General features: G+C 72.4%; 17 protein-coding genes. 4 read left to right on the top strand and 13 right to left on the bottom strand.

The genetic code is table 11. The features are described from left to right. Positions 1–78 precede the first annotated feature (78 nt). From IE180_RS08400 to IE180_RS08365, 8 genes are all read right to left on the bottom strand, one after another. Positions 79–1,107, bottom strand: a complete 1,029-nt coding sequence (locus tag IE180_RS08400; protein WP_229860373.1) for an aldo/keto reductase — start codon at positions 1,105–1,107, stop codon at positions 79–81. Then, positions 1,104–2,078, bottom strand: a complete 975-nt coding sequence (locus IE180_RS08395; RefSeq protein WP_190156140.1) for a Gfo/Idh/MocA family oxidoreductase — start codon at positions 2,076–2,078, stop codon at positions 1,104–1,106. Before IE180_RS08395 ends, IE180_RS08400 begins: the two co-directional genes overlap by 4 nt. A gap of 1 nt (position 2,079) precedes the next feature. Further along, positions 2,080–3,384, bottom strand: a complete 1,305-nt coding sequence (gene ligA / locus IE180_RS08390; protein WP_190156139.1) for a protocatechuate 4,5-dioxygenase subunit alpha — start codon at positions 3,382–3,384, stop codon at positions 2,080–2,082. Between the two features lie 24 nt (positions 3,385–3,408). Continuing rightward, positions 3,409–4,326, bottom strand: coding sequence for an amidohydrolase family protein (locus tag IE180_RS08385; protein WP_190156138.1), 918 nt, complete (start codon positions 4,324–4,326; stop codon positions 3,409–3,411). Between the two features lie 2 nt (positions 4,327–4,328). Continuing rightward, positions 4,329–5,018: a 4-carboxy-4-hydroxy-2-oxoadipate aldolase/oxaloacetate decarboxylase gene (gene ligK / locus IE180_RS08380; RefSeq protein ID WP_190156137.1), complete on the bottom strand. Its 690-nt coding sequence runs from the start codon at positions 5,016–5,018 to the stop codon at positions 4,329–4,331. Between the two features lie 17 nt (positions 5,019–5,035). Beyond that, positions 5,036–6,061 (bottom strand): amidohydrolase family protein, encoded by a 1,026-nt coding sequence (locus IE180_RS08375; protein ID WP_190156136.1) that lies wholly within the window; start codon positions 6,059–6,061, stop codon positions 5,036–5,038. Positions 6,062–6,088: 27 nt separating this feature from the next. Further along, a complete protein-coding gene (locus tag IE180_RS08370; protein ID WP_190156135.1) occupies positions 6,089–7,300 on the bottom strand; it encodes a 4-hydroxybenzoate 3-monooxygenase in 1,212 nt (403 codons plus the stop codon). A 114-nt stretch (positions 7,301–7,414) separates the two neighbouring features. Next, positions 7,415–8,182, bottom strand: coding sequence for an IclR family transcriptional regulator (locus IE180_RS08365; RefSeq protein ID WP_190156134.1), 768 nt, complete (start codon positions 8,180–8,182; stop codon positions 7,415–7,417). Positions 8,183–8,257: 75 nt separating this feature from the next. On the opposite strand from IE180_RS08365, the gene IE180_RS08360 reads away from it, so the two are divergent. Beyond that, positions 8,258–8,977, top strand: coding sequence for a substrate-binding domain-containing protein (locus IE180_RS08360; RefSeq protein WP_190156133.1), 720 nt, complete (start codon positions 8,258–8,260; stop codon positions 8,975–8,977). Here the strand turns inward: IE180_RS08360 and IE180_RS08355 are convergent. After that, a complete protein-coding gene (locus IE180_RS08355) occupies positions 8,964–10,301 on the bottom strand; it encodes a hypothetical protein (RefSeq protein ID WP_190156132.1) in 1,338 nt (445 codons plus the stop codon). The genes IE180_RS08360 and IE180_RS08355 overlap by 14 nt on opposite strands. A gap of 662 nt (positions 10,302–10,963) precedes the next feature. Here IE180_RS08355 and IE180_RS08350 point away from each other — a divergent pair. The 3 genes from IE180_RS08350 (at position 10,964) to IE180_RS08340 (ending at position 13,714) form a co-directional block, all read left to right on the top strand. Beyond that, entirely contained in the window at positions 10,964–12,382 is a 1,419-nt protein-coding gene (locus IE180_RS08350; protein WP_190156131.1) for a polysaccharide lyase 6 family protein, read from the top strand. Between the two features lie 58 nt (positions 12,383–12,440). Next, on the top strand, positions 12,441–12,836 hold the full coding sequence (locus IE180_RS08345; RefSeq protein ID WP_190156130.1) for a hypothetical protein: 396 nt from the start codon (positions 12,441–12,443) through the stop codon (positions 12,834–12,836). Positions 12,837–13,003: 167 nt separating this feature from the next. Continuing rightward, positions 13,004–13,714, top strand: a complete 711-nt coding sequence (locus IE180_RS08340; protein WP_190156129.1) for a hypothetical protein — start codon at positions 13,004–13,006, stop codon at positions 13,712–13,714. A gap of 18 nt (positions 13,715–13,732) precedes the next feature. Here the strand turns inward: IE180_RS08340 and IE180_RS08335 are convergent, their stop codons facing one another. The 4 genes from IE180_RS08335 to IE180_RS08320 form a co-directional block, all read right to left on the bottom strand. Beyond that, complete coding sequence (locus tag IE180_RS08335; RefSeq protein ID WP_190156128.1) at positions 13,733–15,139, bottom strand: GH1 family beta-glucosidase; 1,407 nt, start codon at positions 15,137–15,139, stop codon at positions 13,733–13,735. A 58-nt stretch (positions 15,140–15,197) separates the two neighbouring features. Continuing rightward, the gene (locus IE180_RS08330) at positions 15,198–16,064 is read right to left on the bottom strand and encodes a carbohydrate ABC transporter permease (RefSeq protein WP_190156127.1); all 867 of its coding nucleotides are present in this window, start codon (positions 16,062–16,064) and stop codon (positions 15,198–15,200) included. After that, positions 16,061–17,023, bottom strand: coding sequence for a carbohydrate ABC transporter permease (locus IE180_RS08325; RefSeq protein ID WP_190156126.1), 963 nt, complete (start codon positions 17,021–17,023; stop codon positions 16,061–16,063). The genes IE180_RS08330 and IE180_RS08325 overlap by 4 nt, the downstream gene beginning before the upstream one ends. 201 nt (positions 17,024–17,224) lie before the next feature. Beyond that, on the bottom strand, positions 17,225–18,529 hold the full coding sequence (locus IE180_RS08320) for an ABC transporter substrate-binding protein (RefSeq protein ID WP_190156125.1): 1,305 nt from the start codon (positions 18,527–18,529) through the stop codon (positions 17,225–17,227). Between the last annotated feature and the right edge of the window lie 178 nt (positions 18,530–18,707).

The raw sequence follows: 18,707 nt of genomic DNA, 5'->3' as shown, positions 1-18,707 counted from the left end.
ACGAAGACCCCGCCCGCCGGACGACACGTGACAGGGGCGGTACCGACCACGAGGTCGGTACCGCCCCTGTCACGTGTGTCAGCCCGCTCGGCCGCAGCGCTCGGTGTCGATCTCGGCGAGCGTGGAATCGTCGTAGCGTGCCCCGTGGACGGTCGTGGCGTTCAGCACCCGGTCCGCCGCGTCGAGAGCCTCGCCGGGTACGTCGAGGTCGCGTACGGACAGGTTCTCCCGCAGATGGGGGACCGACCGCGTGCCGGGGATCGCGATGACGTGGGAGCCCCGGGAGACGACCCAGGCGAGGGCCAGTCGCGCGAGGCCGAGGCCGGCGTCGTCGGCGATCCCCTCCAACTCCCGCCGCAGCGCCAGGTTGGCGGGGTAGTGGCCGGCGTCGAAGCGGGGCATGCCCCGGCGGATGTCCCCGGCGGGAAGACCACCGGGGTCCGGGGGCGCCGAGGTGAGGAAGCCACGCGCCAGCGGGCTGAAGGCCACCAGGGCGACGCCGAGCTCACGGGCCGTCGCCAGAGTGCCCTGCTCCGGGTTGCGCGACCAGAGGCTGTACTCGTTCTGCAGGGCGGCGATCGGGTGCACGGCGTGCGCCCGGCGCAGCGTCGCCGCGGAGACCTCCGAGAGGCCGAGCGCGCGCACCTTCCCCGCCGCGACGAGCTCGGCCATCGCCCCGACGCTCTCCTCCACCGGGACCCGCCGGTCGACCCGGTGCAGGTAGTAGAGGTCGATGACGTCGGTGCGCAGCCGGGCCAGCGCCTCGTCCACGGTGCGCCGGAGGGTCTCCGGCCGTCCGTCGACGACGCGCCGGCCGTCGACCCCGGTCATCCCGCACTTGCTGGCCAGCACGATCCGGTCCCGGTGCGGGGCCAGGACCCGGCCGACCAGCTCCTCGTTCGCGCCGAAGCCGTAGAGGGCGGCGGTGTCGAAGAGCGTGACGCCCTCCTCCAGCGCCGTCAGCAGCACCTTCTCGGCGGCCTCCTGCGTCGGCGGGACACCGTACGCGTGGCTCAGGTTCATGCAGCCCAGACCGATGGCCGGGACCTCGAACGGACCGACCCGGCGCGGGGCGAGCCCCGCGCCGGGTCGCGAAGTGGCGGTCACGAGCCCGCGACGGCGTTCAGCTGCTGCTCCAGCGCCGCCAGGGTCCGGTAGCAGGCCAGCACCTGGGCGATGGAGGAGTTCGGCTCGCGGCCCTCGCGGATGGCGGCGACGAACTCGCGGTCCTGGAGCTCGATGCCGTCCATCGACACGTCGACGCCGCTGACGTCGATCGGCTCCTCCTTGCCGGTGAACAGGTCGTCGTACCGGGCGATGTACGTGCCGGTGTCGCCGATGTAGCGGAAGAACGTGCCGAGCGGCCCGTCGTTGTTGAACGACAGCGACAGGGTGCAGATGGCGCCGTTCTCCGCCCGCAGCTGGATCGACATGTCCATCGCGATGCCCAGCTCGGGGTGGAGGGGGCCCTGCACGGCGTTGGCCTGCACGATGGGCGAACCTGCCTGGTACGCGAACAGGTCGACCGTGTGCGCGGCGTGGTGCCACAGCAGGTGGTCGGTCCAGGAGCGCGGCTGGCCGAGCGCGTTGAGGTTCTTCCGGCGGAAGAAGTACGTCTGCACGTCCATCTGCTGGATGCCGAACTCGCCGGCCTCGATCCGCTGCCTCACCCACTGGTGGCTCGGGTTGAACCGGCGGGTGTGGCCCACCATCGCCACCAGGCCCGTGCGCTCCGCCGCGGCCCGGCACGCCTCGGCGTCCGCGAGCGAGTCGGCGAGCGGGATCTCGACCTGGACGTGCTTGCCCGCTTCGAGGCACGCCAGCGTCTGCGAGGCGTGCAGCTGCGTGGGGGTGGCGAGGACGACGGCGTCGATGTCGTCCATCGCGAGCACCTCGTCCAGGGAGGCGACGGCGCGCCCGACGCCCTGCTCGGCGGCGAACTTCTGGGCGCGTTCGAGGCGGCTGCTCACCACGGCGGCCACCTCGACGCCCTCGATGCGCTTCAGCGCGGCCGCGTGCTTGGCTCCGAAGGCGCCGCCGCCGGCCAGGGCGATCCGTAGGGTCCGGTCGTCAGTCATGTCACTCCTTCACGGCGGGCTCTCCGGCCCGGGGGTGGTTTTCCAGGATCAGGTGTCCGACGGCGGTGTTGGACGCCGGCACATGGTAGAAGCGGTGCTTGACCTCGACCTCGCCGGAGCCGTCGACATCGCTCATCGCGCCGCGGGCGATCAGCCACATGACCAGCTCGATGCCCTCGGAGCCGGCCTCCTCGACGTACTCCAGGTGCGGCACCTGCGCGAGGCCGGCGGGGTCCTCGACCAGCCGGTCCAGGAAGGCGTTGTCCCACTCCCGGTTGATGAGGCCGGCGCGCGGGCCCTGGAGCTGGTGGCTCATGCCGCCGGTGCCCCACACCTGCACCTTGAGCGGGCGGTCGTACGACTCGACGGCCTTGCGCAGGGCCCGGCCGAGCTTGAAGCAGCGGGCCCCGGAGGGAACCGGGTACTGCACCACGTTGACGTGGAAGGGGATGACCTTGCACGGCCACTTCTCGACGTCGCCGAACATCAGCGACAGCGGGACGGTCAGACCGTGGTCGATGGCCATCTCGTTGACGAGCGTCAGGTCGAAGTCGTCCCGGATCAGCGAGTGCGCGATGTGCGCCGCCAGGTCGGGGTCGCCCTCGATGCCGGGCACGGGGCGCGGCCCGTACCCCTCGTCGGCGATGGGGTAGGAGGCGCCGGTGCCGAGCACGAAGGTCGGGATCATCGACTGGTCGAAGGCGCTGGCGTGGTCGTTGTAGACCAGGAGGACGACGTCGGGGACGTTCTCCTTCTCCCACGCCTTGGAGTACTCGTACCCCGCGAAGAGCGGCTGCCAGTACGGCTCCTCGGTCTTGCCGTGGTCGAGCGCCGCGCCGATCGCCGGCACGTGCGAGGTGAAGACGGCACCGGTGATCCCGGCGTGTTCGGCGGGGGCCGCCGGGGCGTGGGCCGCTTCGAGGACGGCGTGGTCGATCCGGTTCCCCTCGACCGAGCGGCCGCCGCCGACCATCATCGCGCGGTACTCCTCCTCGGTCATGCCGGTCATCGAGCCCGCCATCTGCTGGAACGAGAAGCCCAGCGTGGCACCCCACTTGGCGAGGAAGTAGATGTTCCCGCCCTCGCGCATCGCCGCGTTCAGGTCGCGGTCGAGCAGCGCCTGCTTCTGCTCCTCCCGCAGCGGCCAGGCGTCCAGGTAGGCGCGTTCGTCGGCGAGGTAGCTCGCGCGGTTCTCCGCCGTCATCAGCGACATGCAGAACTGGTTGAGGTGGTAGCCCTTGGCCGACTGCTCGGAGTCGAAGACGGTCGTCCCCGGCACCAGCTTGTAGGTCTTGTCCAGCGACATGCTGGGACTCCAATCGGGGGAGGGTCAGTCGGCGTCGGGCCAGTACAGGCGCATCGGGTTGTCGACGAGCAGCTTCTGGCGGAGCTCCGGCGTCGGCGCGATGTGCGGAAGGAAGTCGACGAGCAGGCCGTCGTCGGGCATGTGGTCGGTGAGGTTGGGATGCGGCCAGTCGGTGCCCCACAGGACCCGGTCGGGGAACTCCTCGACGACGCGCCGGGCGAACGGGACGACGTCCCGGTAGGCCTGCTGCTCCCCGTCGAGGGCCGGCGGGCCGCTCACCGAGAGGCGTTCCGGGCACGTCACCTTGCACCAGATGTCCGGCCGGGCCCGCATGAAGTTCAGGAACGTCTCGAAGTCGGGCCCTTCCGGGTCCTTCGCGGTGTCCGGCCGCCCCATGTGGTCGATGACGAGCGGCACCGGGATCGAGAGGAAGAACTCCCGCAGGCCGGCGAGGTCGGCCGCCTCGAAGTAGACGACGACGTGCCAGCCGTACGGCGCGATCTTCTCGGCGATGTCCAGCAGGTCCTGCCGCGGCGCCGCGTCCACGAGGCGTGTGACGAAGTTGAACCGCACCCCGCGGACACCCGCCTCGTGCAGCTCCCGCACCTGGGCGTCGGTGATGTCGGGGCGCAGCGTCGCCACGCCCCGGGCCAGTCCGCCGGAGGCCCGCAGGGCGTCGACCATGGCGGTGTTGTCGGCGCCGTGACAGGTCGCCTGCACGACGACGTTCCGGGCGAAGCCGAGGTGGTCGCGGAGCGCGAAGAGCTGGTCCTTGGACGCGTCGCAGGGCGTGTACTTGCGCTCGGGCGCGTACGGGAACTCGGCGCCCGGTCCGAAGACGTGGCAGTGCGCGTCCACGGCGCCGGAGGGGAGCCGGAACTGCGGCCTGCTCGGACCGGCGTACCAGTCCAGCCAGCCCGGGGTCTTCTCGAAGGTCGTCATCCTCAGTCCTCGTACCGCAGGCCGAGCTCGGCCAGCGGGCCGCGCATGTCGTACATGTCCAGGCCCAGCCGGCCCGCGCGGAACTGCGCTCGCTTGCCTTCCTCGTTCGCCTCGCGGGCGGCGGAGGCGGCGGCCACCTCGGCGGCCCGCTCGCGCGGCACCACGACGACGCCGTCGGCGTCGGCGACGATCACGTCACCGGGGCGCACGAGGGCGTTGCCGCAGACCACGGGCACGTTCACGGAGCCGAGGGTGGCCTTGACGGTGCCCTTGGCGTTGATCGCGCGGGAGAAGACGGGGAAGTCCATCCGCTCCAGGTCGGTGACGTCGCGGACGCCTCCGTCGATGATCAGGCCCCGGCAGCCGCGGGCGCGGAACGACGTGGCGAGCAGCTCGCCGAAGAAGCCGTCCTCGCTCTCCGTCGTGCAGGCCGCGACGACGACGTCGCCGTCCTGGATCTGCTCGGCGGCGACGTGGAGCATCCAGTTGTCGCCGGGCTGGAGCAGCGCGGTCACGGCCGTGCCGCACATCCGGGCCTGCGGGTAGGCGGGGCGCAGGTAGGGGCGCATCAGCCCCACCCGGCCCATGGCCTCGTGGATCGTGGCGACGCCGTACTTCGCCAGCTCCGCGACGGCCTCCGGGTCGGCCCGGTCGACCTTCGTGCGGACGACGCCGAGTTCGGTGTGTTCCATGGGTGCTTCTCCTGGGGTCAGCGGCCGGCCGCGGCGAGGCGGGCGGCGAGTCGGGGGTGGACGCGCAGGGCGTTGCCGGAGTACACGGCGGCGCGCTCCTCGTCGGAGAGGTGCGGGGTGGCGTCGACGTACCGCTTCGTGTCGTCGAAGTGATGACCGCTGTGCGGGTCGATGTCGCGGACCGCGCCGATCATCTCGCTGGCGAAGAGCACGGACCGGCTGGGCACGACCCGCGTCAGCAGGTCGATGCCGGGCTGGTGGTAGACGCAGGTGTCGAAGAAGACGTTGTCGAGCAGGGTCTCGGGGTCCGGCCGGCCGAGCGCCATGGCGAGGCCGCGGAACCGGCCCCAGTGGTACGGGACGGCGCCGCCGCCGTGCGGGATCACGAACCGCAGCGTCGGGAAGTCCGTGAAGAGGTCGCCCTGGAGCAGCTGCATGAACGCCGTGGTGTCGGCGTTGAGGTAGTGGGCGCCGGTGGTGTGGAACGCCGGGTTGCACGAGGTGCTGACGTGGATCATCGCGGGGATGCCGTACGCGGCCATCTCCTCGTAGACCGGGTACCAGCTCCGGTCCGTCAGCGGCGGCGCGGTCCACCTGCCGCCCGACGGGTCGGGGTTGAGGTTGATCGTGACCGCCCCGAGCTCCTCGACCACGCGGCGCAGCTCGGGCAGGCAGGTCGCGGGGGCGACGCCCGGCGACTGCGGCAGCATCGCGCCCATCGCGAAGCGGTCGGGGTAGAGCGTGCTGACGCGGTGGACCAGGTCGTTGCAGATCCGTGCCCACACCGAGGAGACCTCGAAGTCACCGATGTGGTGGGCCATGAAACTGGCACGCGGGGAGAAGATCGTCAGGTCGCTGCCGCGCTCGTTCATGAGCCGCAGCTGGTTGCCCTCGATCGCCTGTCGCAGGTCGTCGTCGGTGATGACCAGCTCGTCGGGGTCCGGGACGGGGCCGCGGCCCTCGGCCGCCGCGATCTGACGGTCGCGCCACCGGCCCAACTGCGGCGGCGCGGTGGTGAAGTGACCGTGGCAGTCGATGATCATGGATGTGCTCCTGGGAGTCGTCGGTCGTCAGCCCTGGGCGCTGACGGGCCAGCCGGTGTACTGCTCGGAGAGGTAGGTGCGTCCGGCACGCGTTCCCACCACGTTGTCGAGCTCGCCGAGCCGGCGGCGCCGGTCGAACGGCGAGGCGCCGGGCGGCGTGTGCAGCAGCTCGGTCAGCCAGTGGGAGAAGTTCTGCGCCCGCCAGATCCGCTGCAGGGCCTGCGGCTGGTAGTCGTCGAGCGCGGCCTCGCCCCCGTCGCCGAGCGCCCGCAGGAGGACGTCGGCGAGCACCTTCACGTCGTGCAGGGCGAGGTTGAGCCCGCGGGCGCCGGTCGGCGGCACCGTGTGCGCCGCGTCTCCCGCGAGCACCATCGAGCCCCAGCGCATCGGCTCCTGCACGAACGAGCGGAACCGCAGCACCGCCTTCTCGAGCACCGGTCCCTCGGCGAGGCGGAAGCCGTCCTCGCCGGCCACCCGGGCCTGGAGCGTCTCCCAGATCCGGTCGTCCGACCACGCGTCGACGGACTCGTCGGGGTCGCACTGGAAGTACATCCGCTGCACGGTCTCGGTCCGCTGGCTGATCAGCGCGAACCCGTGGTCGGAGTGGGCGTAGACCAGCTCGGGGGCGCTGCGCGGGGCCTCGGCCATGATGCCGAACCAGGCGAAGGGGTACTCCTTGCCGTACCGCACCCGCCGGTCCTCGGGGATCAGGTTGCGGCACATGCTGCGGGAGCCGTCGGCGCCGACCACGTAGCGCGCGCGGATCTCGTGGCGGGAGCCGTCGGCGGCGGTGTAGCGGACCCGCGGGGCGGCGGTGGTGACGTCGAGGACTTCGGTGTCCTCGACGCCGAAGTGGACCGTGCCGCCGTCCCGGTCCCGCGCGTCGGCCAGGTCGATGAAGACATCGGTCTGCGGATAGAGCCACACCGACTCGCCCACCAGCGCCTTGAAGTGGATCCGGTGCGCCCGGCCGCCGAACCGGATCTCGGTGCCTTCGTGCTCGTGGCCCTCGCGCAGGATCCGGTCGGAGACGCCGGTCTCGACCAGGTCCCGGGCGACGTCCGCCTCCAGGATGCCGGCTCGCTGCGTCGTCTCGATCTCGTGCCGGGTGCGGGTGTCGAGCACGATCGTCTCGACGCCCACCCGTCCGAGCCGGTGGGCCAGCATCAGGCCGGCGGGGCCGGCGCCGACTACGGCGACGGGCACCGAGGTGGCGGTGTCGACGGGGGCATCGGCCATGGCATCTCCTGCGGGGGTGCGAACGTTCGGGGTGACCCGAACGTTGACACCCGGAGCGGCGACCGGTCGCCGGCGTTTCCGTCAGGCGGAAGTGCCTCGGAAGTTCCCCGGAGGTCAGAGCGCCGTGCGGGCTCGCCGGCCGAGCTCCTCGGAGATTCCGTGGACGGCCCTGAGCAGCGGTTCACGCAGCCCCCGCGCACGGCTCGCGCTGCGCGCCGCGACGACGATCCCCAGAGCCGCGCTGACGGGTCCGGCCCGGCCGATCCGTACGGGCGCGGCCACCGCGACCGTTTCCTCCGAGAGCTGGCGGTCACTGACGAAGACCTGCTCGCGGCGGATGCGGTCCAGCTGCGTACGCAGCGTCTTCGGGTCGGTGACGGTGTGCGGGGTCCACGCCCGCAGCGGCGATCCGAGGACCTCCTCCTGGATGTCCCGCGACGCGTGCGCCAGCAGCACCCGGCCCATTCCGGTGGAACCGATGGGGAACCGGGTCCCGACCATCGTCAGCAGCTGCACCGACCGGTGCCCGGCGATCCGCTCGACGAACACCAGCTCGGTGCCCTCGCGCACCGCGAGCTGGATGTTCTCGTGCGTCACCTCGTAGAGGTCCTGCATGAACGGCAGGGCCACGTCGCGCAGGATCTGCGTACGGGGGCATCCCGAGGCGATCTCCCAGAGCCGCAACCCGACGTGCCACGACCCGTCCTCCGCACGTTCCAGAGCTCCCCACGCCGCCAGTTCCGCCACCACACGGTGCGCGGTGCTGAGCGCCAACCCCGTGCGCTGGGCGACGTCCGACAGGGTCTGCGACGGGTGTTCGCGGTCGAAGGCCGACAGGACCAGAAGGACCTTTCCCGCCGCGGTGCTCTGGGTCGTGCTCACACGATCAGTCTCGCAGACCCGCGTTGAGGCGTCCGACCGCGGCCCGTACCATCTGCCGCACACCAAGGAGAAGACGTGAACCGAGAGATCTCAGGGCTGTCCTCGATGGCGACCCGCCCCGTACTCGCCGAACTCACCGAGCACATCCGGCTCACCCATGGGATCCCGGTGCGCTTCGATTCCGCGGGCGGCGTCGAGATCGCGAGGCGGGTGCGGGACGGCGCCGAGTCCGACGTGCTCGTGCTGGCCGACGGCGCGCTGGCCGGGCTGACCGAGCAGGGACACGTCCTCGGCGACACGGTGCGTCCCCTGTGGGTCTCGGAGGTCGTCGCCGCCGTGCCCGAGGGAACACCGGTCCCTCCGCTGCGCTCGGAATCCGATCTGCGAGCCGCACTGCGGTCGGCGAAGAGCATCGCCCACTCCACGGGCCCCAGCGGTACGGCCCTCGTCGATCTGATCGCCCGGCTGGACCTCGCCGACGAGCTGCGGGACCGGCTCGTCCAGGCGTCACCGGGCGTGCCCGCCGGCAGCCTGCTGTCCTCCGGCCGGGCAGATCTGGCCTTTCAGCAGCACAGCGAGCTGATGGACCTGCCGGGCGTCGTCGTCGCCGGCCCGCTGCCGGGCGACACCGCGATCGCCTCGACGTTCAGCGGAGGCGTACTGGCCGTCTCCTCCCAGCCGGCCCGGGCCCGCGAAGTCCTCGACCTCCTCGGTTCCGACGAGGCGTCGAAGGCAGCCCGCGCCAGGGGCATGCGGGCTGCCGGGGGCACGTCCGACTCCGTCACGCGTGCGTGAAGACCCCGACCATCCGGGTGTCCGGGTTGCTGCTCATCCCGACGATCGCGCCGCCGTCGGCACGGTTGACGCGCGCGTGCGCGCCCGCGTAGCCCTCGTCCGTGAGGAAGAACCCCAGCGCCGCGATCCAGTCGTCCACGGCCCCGGTCACCGGGTCGTACACGGGCTCGGGACGCGGCACGACCCGCTCCTGCGCCACGTAGCCGCCGCGCTCCACCGCGAGGTCCAGGGCCTTGCGCCACTCGGCGTCGGTGCACTCCCAGCCGACGAACGCGTCCAGGCCGCCGTACCCGGCCCCGGGCTTGAGGATGAGCCGCTCCCGCCGCTCCCGGCAGAGCTCGACCAGCTCGGCGGGACCGGAGGGGCGCAGCGCCCGGCTCCACGGCAGGACCCGTTCGACCAGGGCCCGCTCGCCGGCGTCGAAGGCGCCCTCCGACCGCGGGTCGGAGAGGAGGGCGAGGGCGCTCTTGTGGGAGTAGAGGCCGCTCTCCAGCGACGTGAACAGCACGGTCCTGCCCGCCTCGTGGGCGCGGAAGAACGGCTCCGCCACGCCCGGCCCCTCGGGGTCGTCGAGCAGCTGGCTCGCCGCGAAGTTCCGCAGCACCAGGTCGAGCGGGGTGCCGTCCAGGGTGAGCTTCCCGTCGGCACGCGCGCGTACGTCGCCGATCTCGCCGATCCTCAGGTCGAGTCCCTGCTCGGCCATCGCCTCCTGGGTGGCGCGCATCAGCCGTCCGTACGGGCCGACGCCGCCGCGCCCCTCGATCAGACCGATCACCGGTTCCGACGAGCCGGACAGGGCGGGGCGGGCGCGGTCGCGCAGGACGGCGGCCACCCGCTCGGCGATATCCACGTGGCCGAGACCGTGCTCGCCCGCGAAGGCGGCGAACTCGGGGACCCGCAGCAACGCCTGGTCGAAGACGTCCATGTCGAGACCGCCGACCTCGCTGCCGAGGTTGAACTCCAGGAGCTTGAACGAGGTGCCGTCGTGGTAGGCGTCGGCGCGTCCCAGTTTGGCGGGCACGCCCGACCCGGCCCGGCGGAGCAGGGCCACGAGCGCCGGTCCGAGCCCGATCTCCGCCGCGTACCGCTCGACGTCCCCGCCGAACAGGCGCTCCGGGAGCGACAGGAGGAGGTCGAACAGGCCCTCCAGGTCCCGCGCGAACGCGGCCGTCTCCGAGGCCCGGACGAACCAGGGCCGTGGCAGCAGGTGGGCCCGCCAGGCCTCCTCGAAGGCCGGTGGCAGTTCGGCCCGCGCGACGGCCGTCGCCAGCCCTCCGTCGCCGTGCAGGCACTCGTCCACGTACATCCGGCTCAGGTCGGTCATCGGTGTCGCTCGCTTCTTCTGAAGAGATCGGGTACGGGCTCCGAGCGGCCAGCACGTTACCTCAGCAACCGATCCGCGCCCCGTGAGCGCACGGCGGTCCGTCGATCCGCCGGTGGAGGCGGAGAAACCGGCCGGGGCGTTCCCGGGGAGCGCCACCGCCGCGTCCACCGCCTGCGCGCCGTCGTCCGGCCGACGGCGGCCGGTTGCCGCGTTCCGGCGGCGCGGCCGCCCCGACGGCCCTCCTCACCGATCCGTCGGGTCCCCGGGCGTTAGCGGAACGTGAGCGAGACGTGAGCGGCGCGCGGCAGGCTGGTGCGTGTCGGCAGGCCGGGGAGGGACGACCACCCGTCCGGCATGCCCGCCGGTGCGTTCCGGGGAGCCGAGCGGAACGAGCGGGACCGGGGCGGGCGCCGTGGCGGCCGTCGTCCTGACGGGGGCCGTCGTGGGGGCGGCGCCGGGAAGGACGGGGGCAGGGCCGCCGCGCAGACGGCGACCGAACCGGCTCCGACCGGTCGGGGCCCGGGACGGGCCGTGGGGGCCCGCCCCGGGCCCCCACGCGTCGAAGCCCCCTCGGGGGTCCGGCCGACGGGACCGGGCCGACACCGGCGCGTCCCCGGTGACGGGGCACAGGACGACGACTTCCCCTACTACCAGGAGACATCATGCGACGACGTACCTTCCTCAAGGGCTCGCTGCTGGGCACGGCGGCCGCCGCCGTCCCGCTCGACACCCTGCTCGCCACGAGCGCCTCGGCGGCCGACCCGGCGCCCGTCACCTCCCTGAGCGCGCTGCAGAGCGCGATCGACCGGGCGGTCCCCGGCGACCGGATCGTCGTCGCCGACGGCACGTACACGGTCCCCTCGGGCGGCGCCATCGACGTCTCCGGACGCAGCGGCATCACGATCGTCTCGCAGACCCGCGGCGGCGCCGTCCTGCGCGGCGAGCGCAGCTTCGTCCTCGACGGCGCCAGCGCCGTGACCATCAGCGGCTTCGCGCTCCGGCAGAGCGGCACCCTGGAGATCCCGGCCGGCAGCACGGGCATCCGGCTGACCCGCAACGACATCCGGTTCGCGGACGTGGACGGCCTCGACTGGGTCCTCGTGGAGGGCGACGACGCCAAGATCGACCGGAACCACTTCCACGAGCGCACGACCCAGGGCATCTTCCTCGTCGTCGACGGCCCCGGCACGACCGCCGTGGCCCAGCGCCTCCACGTCTTCAAGAACCACTTCTCCGACCACGGCTACACCGGCACCAACGGCGGCGAGTCGATCCGGCTCGGCGTCAGCAGCCGGGCGCTGTCCACCGCGGACGCGATCGTGGAGTACAACCTGTTCGAGCGGTGCGACGGCGACCCCGAGGCCATCTCGGTGAAGTCCTCCGGCAACACGATCCGGTACAACACGATCCGCGCCAGCCAGGGCGGCATCGTGCTCCGCCACGGCAACGGCTCCACCGTCGAGGGCAACTGGCTCCTCGGCGGCAAGGAGGGCATCCGCCTCTACGGAAACGACCACCTCGTCGTGAACAACCACCTCGCCGGCCTCACCGGCCGGGCCCTGGTCATCGGCAGCGGCACCACGCGCGACCACCACGAGGGCGAGACCACCGAGGAGCGGCGCGGCAACGACGCCTGCGACCGTGCGGTGATCGTGCACAACACCCTGCGCGGCAACAAGAGTTCCCTCTCGGGCGAGACCCGCGCCTACGAGCCGCGTGACGCGGTCGTCGCCGACAACCTCATCGTCGGGGACAGCGGCAGCCTCGTCGCGCTGGGCGCGAACACCGGCTTCGTCTGGCAGGGCAACATCCTCTGGGGCGCGGCCTCCGACGGCACCCTCCCCAACGCCGGCTACACCCGCGTCGACCCCCGCCTGACGCAGTCCCCGGACGGCGTCTTCCGCCTCTCGGCGGGCAGCCCCGCGATCGGAGCCGCGACCCTCACCACGGTGGCGGTCCCCGAGGACATCGACGGCCACGCCCGCGGCACGGCGCGCGACGTCGGCTCCGACGAGTACTCGACCCTGGCGCCGGTCCGCCGCCCCCTCACCCCGACGGACGTGGGCCCGAACGCCTCCTGAGCCCGCCGGGGCGGCGGGAGCCCTTCCCTCCGCCCGCCCGCCGTGAGATCGTCCGCGGGTGAGGGACGTCGCCGGTGGAGAAACGGATTCAGGACGACCCGACGACGGTGTCGCGTCCGCCCTGCGGTTCGCGACGGAACTCGTCGCCTGGGTGGCCACGCCCTGGGCGCTGGCCGGACACTCGTGGCCGCTCGCCGTCCTGTCCGTGGTGGTCCTGATCGGTCTCCCGACCCTTTTCTCCACCCCGGGGGACAAGGCCCAGGTGATCGTCGCGGTGCCGGGGCGGGTCACGATCCTGCTGGTGCTGCTCCAGCTGGCCGCCGCCGTGGTCTCCTCGTGGCTCGCCTGGCCCGCCTGGGCGGCGGTGACCGTGACCGCGCTGGCCGCCGCGACCGTCGTCACGGAGCGCCGCCGCTGGAGCCGGCTGCTCTCCGCGGACCGACGCGCCGCCTGAAGGGCTCGTCCGTCGCTCTCCACGCCCTCCGAGCGGGCTTCCGCCGAACGGATCGCGCTCCGACCGAGGTGCGCACCCCGTACGGGGCCGGGTGACCAGGAGGGTGCGGGCCTCGTATGATCGCCAAGATCATGATCGACTTCGCGATTTCTCGGGGGAGCGTACACGTGACCAGGTGGAGGACAGCCGTCGCCGCGGTCGTTCTGGCGGCGGCGGCGACGGGCTGCGGCACCGGCGAGCCGTCCGACGCGGCGCGGTCGGCGGACAGGTCCCCGGCGGAGGCGTCCGCCGGGGGCACCGGCCGGGCGAAGGCGGAGGAGCTCGCCGCGGACCCCGGCACCCGCTACACCACCGTCGCCGTGCCGACCATGGAGGAGCTCGTCTGCGACGAGGGCGACGGCGGCTTCCGCTTCGGCAGCGACCTCGACATGAGGGTCACCGGCGACGACGGTCTGAAGGAGATCGAGGACGGCGGCGGGGACGTCGCCGACGAGGTGTCCTGCTTCGGCAGCCCGCGCAACGTCCTCCGCAAGGGCACCATGTCCGCCTCGGCTCCCGTCTTCACCGCCCGGACCGACCTGTACGAGGACGTGAAGGACCCCACCGCCGCGCTGAACCGCATCTTCGACGCCTCCACGAGGCTGGCGACGGGCTACGGCCGGAACTTCCACGGCGCCACGAAGACCGTCACCAGCGGCACCCTCGTCGTGAAGTGCCGGCAGAACGTCACCGACACCTTCCCGATGACGACCTGCTTCTGGGCGAACTACGGGGCGGCCGGAGTCCTGGACTTCTTCCCCTTCGACGACCAGTACGTCCCGATCGAGTCGGCCGCGGCGCGCACGCAGGAATTCGTCGCCGGCGCCCTGAAGGAGTAGGACCCGCCCGGGGCGGTCTCAGGACTCCGCGAGACCGCCCCGGGCGATGACCTCCGCGTACCAGCGGGCGCTGTCCTTCGGGGTCCGCCGCTGCGTCGCGAAGTCCACGTGGACGATGCCGAACCGCTTGCTGTAGCCGTACGCCCACTCGAAGTTGTCGAGCAGCGACCACAGGAAGTAGCCGCGCACGTCGGCGCCGTCCGCGAGCGCCCGGTGCACCGCCGCCAGGTGAGCGTGCAGGTACGCCACCCGTTCCGGGTCCTTCACGTTCCCCGAGGGGTCGGCGTAGTCGTCGTACGCGGCGCCGTTCTCGGTGATGACCAGCGGAACGCCGGGCAGTTCGTCCCGCAGCCGGATCAGGAGTTCGTGCAGTCCGTCCGCGTCCACCGGCCAGTCCATGGCCGTGCGCGGCCCGGGCGCCGGCTCGAACCGCACGTGCCGCTCGGCGCCCGCCCACGGCGACGGCGACTCGGAGGTGCCGGCCGCGACGACGGCCGGCGAGTAGTAGTTGATGCCCAGCGAGTCGAGCGGCGCGGCCGCCGTCGCCAGGTCGCCGTCCCGGACGAACGACCAGTCCGTGACGGCCGCCGTGTCATGGACCAGGTCCTCGGGCAGCCGGCCGTGGAAGACCGGGTCGAGGAAGATCCGGTTGCCGACGGCGTCGATCCGCCGGGCCGCGTCCAGGTCCTCCGGATCCTGCGAACGCGCCCGTACCGCATGGAGGTTGAGGGTCAGGGACACCTCCGCCGAACCGGGCAGCACACCGCGCAGCGCCCGGGCCGCGAGGCCGTGCGCCAGGTTCAGGTGGTGCGCCGCGCGCAACGCGGCGACGTCGCTGGTCCGGCCCGGGGCGTGCACGCCGTTCCCGTAACCGAGGAAGGCCGCGCACCAGGGCTCGTTGAGCGTGGTCCAGGTGGCGACCCGGTCGCCGAGCGCGTCCCCCATGACGTGCGCGTACTCGGCGAACCGGTACGCGGTCTCCCGGTGCGGCCAGCCGCCGGCGGCGGTCTCCAGCTCCTGCGGGAGGTCCCAGTGGTAGAGCGTCGCCACCGGCCGGATCCCGGCCTCCAGGAGCGCGTCGGTGAGCCGCCGGTAGAAGTCCAGCCCCTTGCGGACGGCCGGTCCGCGCCCGGTGGGCTGGACCCGCGACCAGGAGATCGAGAAGCGGTAGTCGGTCACGCCGAGCCGCCGCATCAGGGCGACGTCCTCGTCGACCCGGTGGTAGTGGTCGGCGGCGATGTCACCGGTGTCGCCGTTGCGCACCTTGCCGGGCGTACGGCTGAAGGCGTCCCAGATGGAGGGGCCGCGGCCGTCCTCGGCGGCGGCCCCCTCGATCTGGTACGCGGCGGTGGCCGTGCCCCAGCGGAAGCCCTCCGGGAAGCGGAGCGGGGCCATGAGCCCGGAGCGGGTGTCGAGCGCGGTCATGATGGGTCAACTCCCTTGAAGGAAAGTCTTGTCGGCGGAGGACGGGAAGCGACGGGTGTCAGCCCTTGACCGCGCCCTGCATGATGCCGCCGACGATCTGCCGGCCGAGGAGGCCGAAGACGAGCAGCACCGGCAGGGTGCCCAGCAGGGTGCCCGCCATGATCACGGACTGGTCGTGGACGTAGCCGCCGCCGAGCTGGCGCAGTGCGACCTGGACGGTGGGCTCGGAGGAGGAGAGCGCGACGACGGGCCAGAAGAAGTCGTTCCACGCGGCCATGAAGGTCAGCAGGCCGAGCACGGCCATGCCGGGCCGGGCGATCGGCACCACGATCGACCAGAAGGTCCTGGCGGTGGACGCGCCGTCGACCCGGGCCGCCTCGATCAGCTCGTCCGGCAGCGACTGCACCAGGTACTGCCGCATGAAGAACACCCCGAACGCCGAGACCAGGCCGGGCAGCACCACCGACTGGAGCTGGTTCACCCACCCGAGTTCGGCGATCAGCATGAACAGCGGGATCACCCCCAGCTGCGGCGGGATCATCATGGTGCCCACGGTGACCGCGAGCAGCGCGCCCCGGCCCCGGAAGCGGAGCTTCGCGAAGGCGAAACCGGCCAGCGTGCAGCACAGGACCGTACCGAGGGTGACCGAACCGGAGACGAGGAGCGAGTTCAGCAGCGCCCTGCCGATGTCGGCCTCCTCGAGGACCGCCTCGAAGTTGCGCATCAGGTGCGGGCCGGGCAGCAGGGCCGGCGGGACCTTCGCCAGGTCGGCGTTGGAACGGCTCGCGGCGACGACCGTCCAGTAGAACGGGAAGGCGGAGAACAGCACGGCGACGACGAGGACCGCGTAGGCGAGCGGCCCGGCGTGCAGGGTGCGCCCCGCCCGGGAGGGGCCGCTGCGAACCGGAGGTGCGAGCGCGGTCATCGGCCGGCCTCCTTGCGGGAACGGCGGCGCGCGATCAGGGCGTTGAGCCCGACGAGCACCAGGATCAGCAGGAACATCACCCAGGCGACGGCCGCGGCCCGCCCCAGGTGGAAGAAGCCCCACCCCTGCTCGTACAGGTAGAGGCCGAGCGTCTGGTACTGGTGCGAGATGCCGCCCGAGACCGACCCCTCCAGGAGCAGCGGCTCGCCGAACAGCTGGGTCGCGCCGATCGTGGAGACGACGACGGTGAAGAGGATGGTGGGCCGCAGCCCCGGCAGCGTGACGTGGAAGAACTGGCGCCACCGCGAGGCGCCGTCCATCGCGGCCGCCTCGTACAGCTCGACCGGTACGGACTGCATGCCGGCCAGGTAGATCAGCGTGTTGTAGCCGGTCCAGCGCCAGATGACGACCGTGGACACCGCGATCTGCGAGGCGACCGTGCCGTTCTGCCAGTCGACGGGGTCGATGCCGACGAGGCCGAGCACGTAGTTGATCAGCCCGAAGTCGCGGCCGAAGAGCTGGGCGAAGACGAGGGTGGCGGCGGCGACCGAGGTCGCGTACGGCAGCAGGACCGCCGTGCGCAGGAAGGTGCGGCCGCGCATCCGGTGGTTCAGCAGGTGGGCGAGCCCGAGGGCCATGACCAGCTGCGGCACGGTGGAGAGCACGCCGATGGTGAAGGTGTTGCGCAGCGACACCCAGAAGTACGCGTCGCGGAGGAGCGCGGTGTAGTTGCCGAGGCCGCGCCACTCCATGTCGCCGGGTGTCTGGAGCTCCACCCGGTAGAGGGAGACGAAGGCGGTGTAGAGCAGCGGGAAGAGGCCGAAGGCGACGAACAGGGTGAAGAACGGGGCGAGGTAGGCGTACGGCGAGACCGTCCGCCAGGCCCGCCGGGCGGCCCCCGGCGGGGCCGGAGGGACGGTGCGCGGCACGGCCGGTGCCGGGGGTGCGGTGAGGGTCACGAGGCGGCCCTTCGATGGGGGCGGGGCGGAAAGGGGGGCGGGGTGGCGCCGGAGGGGCACGCGCGGCGAGCAGGGGCGGCGGGCGACGGGCGGGCGCGGCGGGCAGCGGGTGCGCGGGGCGCCCGGCGGGCGTGCCCGGCGCCCGGCGGGCGTGCCCGGCGCCCGGGCGGGCGCGCACGGCGTCCGGTGGCCGGTTCCGCGTCAGTCGATGGTGTTCTCGACGCCCTTCCTGGCGTTCGACCAGGCCTCCTCGGGCGAGGTGCCCTTGCGCTCGACCTCGCTCAGCGCGTTGGTGATCTGCTGCGCGATGTTCTGGTCGTGCACGCCGAGGACCTGGACCGGGGCCGCCTTCGCCGCGTCGCCGAAGATCTTTCCGATCGGGGCGCCGGAGAAGAACGGGTCCTTCGCGCCGGCGACCTCGTCGATCGCGCCGGTGGCGGAGGGGAAGTTGCCCTGCTTCTCGAAGAGCCGGGTCTGCTGCTCGGGCGCGGTGAGCCACTCGATCAGCTCGTACGCCTCCTTCTTGTGCTTCGCCGCCCTGGGCACGGTGAGGTAGGAGCCGCCCCAGTTGCCCGCGCCGCCGGGGAGCGCGGCGACGTCCCACCTGCCCTTGCCGGCCTCACCGGCCTGGCCCTTGATGTACCCGAGCATCCAGGCGGGGCAGGGGAGCGTGGCGAAGGAGCCGGCGGCGAAGGCCTGGTTCCACTGGGGGGACCACTGGTCGAGCTTGGCGCTCAGTCCGCCCCGCGCGGCCTCGACGGCGTGGTCCCAGGCGGTGCGCAGAGCGGGGTTGTCCTCCCAGATCAGCTTTCCGGATGCGTCGTAGTACCGCTCCTTCTCCTGCCCGATCATGATCGAGTACAGGCTGCCGACGCTGTCGATCCACGCGCTCCTGCCGGGAGCCTTCGCCTTGTACCGCTTGCCGAGCTCCAGGTAGCCGTCCCAGGTGGCCCACTTCTTCGCCAGTTCCTCGCGGTCGGTGGGCAGTCCGGCCTGCTCGAACAGGTCCTTCCGGTAGCACATGGCCTCCGGGCCGACGTCCGTGCCGAGGCCGAGGACCTCGCCGCCCTTGCCGGTGGCGGCGGCCCACTTGGCCGGGGCGAACCGGTTCTCGAGCGCCTCCGCCCCGTACTTCCTGAGGTCCTCGAAGCGCTCGGCCTGCTGCTGGGTGACGGAGGCGATCCGGCCGACCTCGATGCCCTGCACGTCGGCGAGGCCACCGCCGCCGGCGAGCCGGGTCTGGAGGGACTTCCAGTAGTCGGCCTCGTCCTCGGTGTCCGTCTGCTTGACGGTGACGCCGGGGTGGAGCCTCTCGTACTCCGCGTACAGGCCGGCCTCCTTGTACCCGAAGGAGCCGAACAGGTCCACGGTGACCGTGACCTCGCCCCCGGCGCCGTCCCCGGACGCGCCGTCCGTCGAACTTCCGCAGGCGGCGAGCAGGGCCCCGGTGAGCACGACCGCCCCCAGGCGGACGGCGGTTCTTCTGGCGGCTCGGGCGATGGGCATGGGAAGCCTCCTTGGCTCCGGAACGAGCGAGAGCGTCTGAGAGCGCTCTCAAGCCTGCGGGGGGAGCGTGCCCGGGGAGAGGGTTGCCCGTCAAGACTCGAAGGCACATCGGACGGTGTGCGAGCTCAACTCCCTTTTGTGTTCAATCCATTGACACGGTCGTTTCGCAGGTTCTACG

The organism is Streptomyces litmocidini, from assembly GCF_014649755.1.
In the GTDB taxonomy this organism is placed as follows: Bacteria; Actinomycetota; Actinomycetes; order Streptomycetales; family Streptomycetaceae; genus Streptomyces; species Streptomyces litmocidini.
This window is presented reverse-complemented; position numbering and strand designations above follow the sequence as displayed.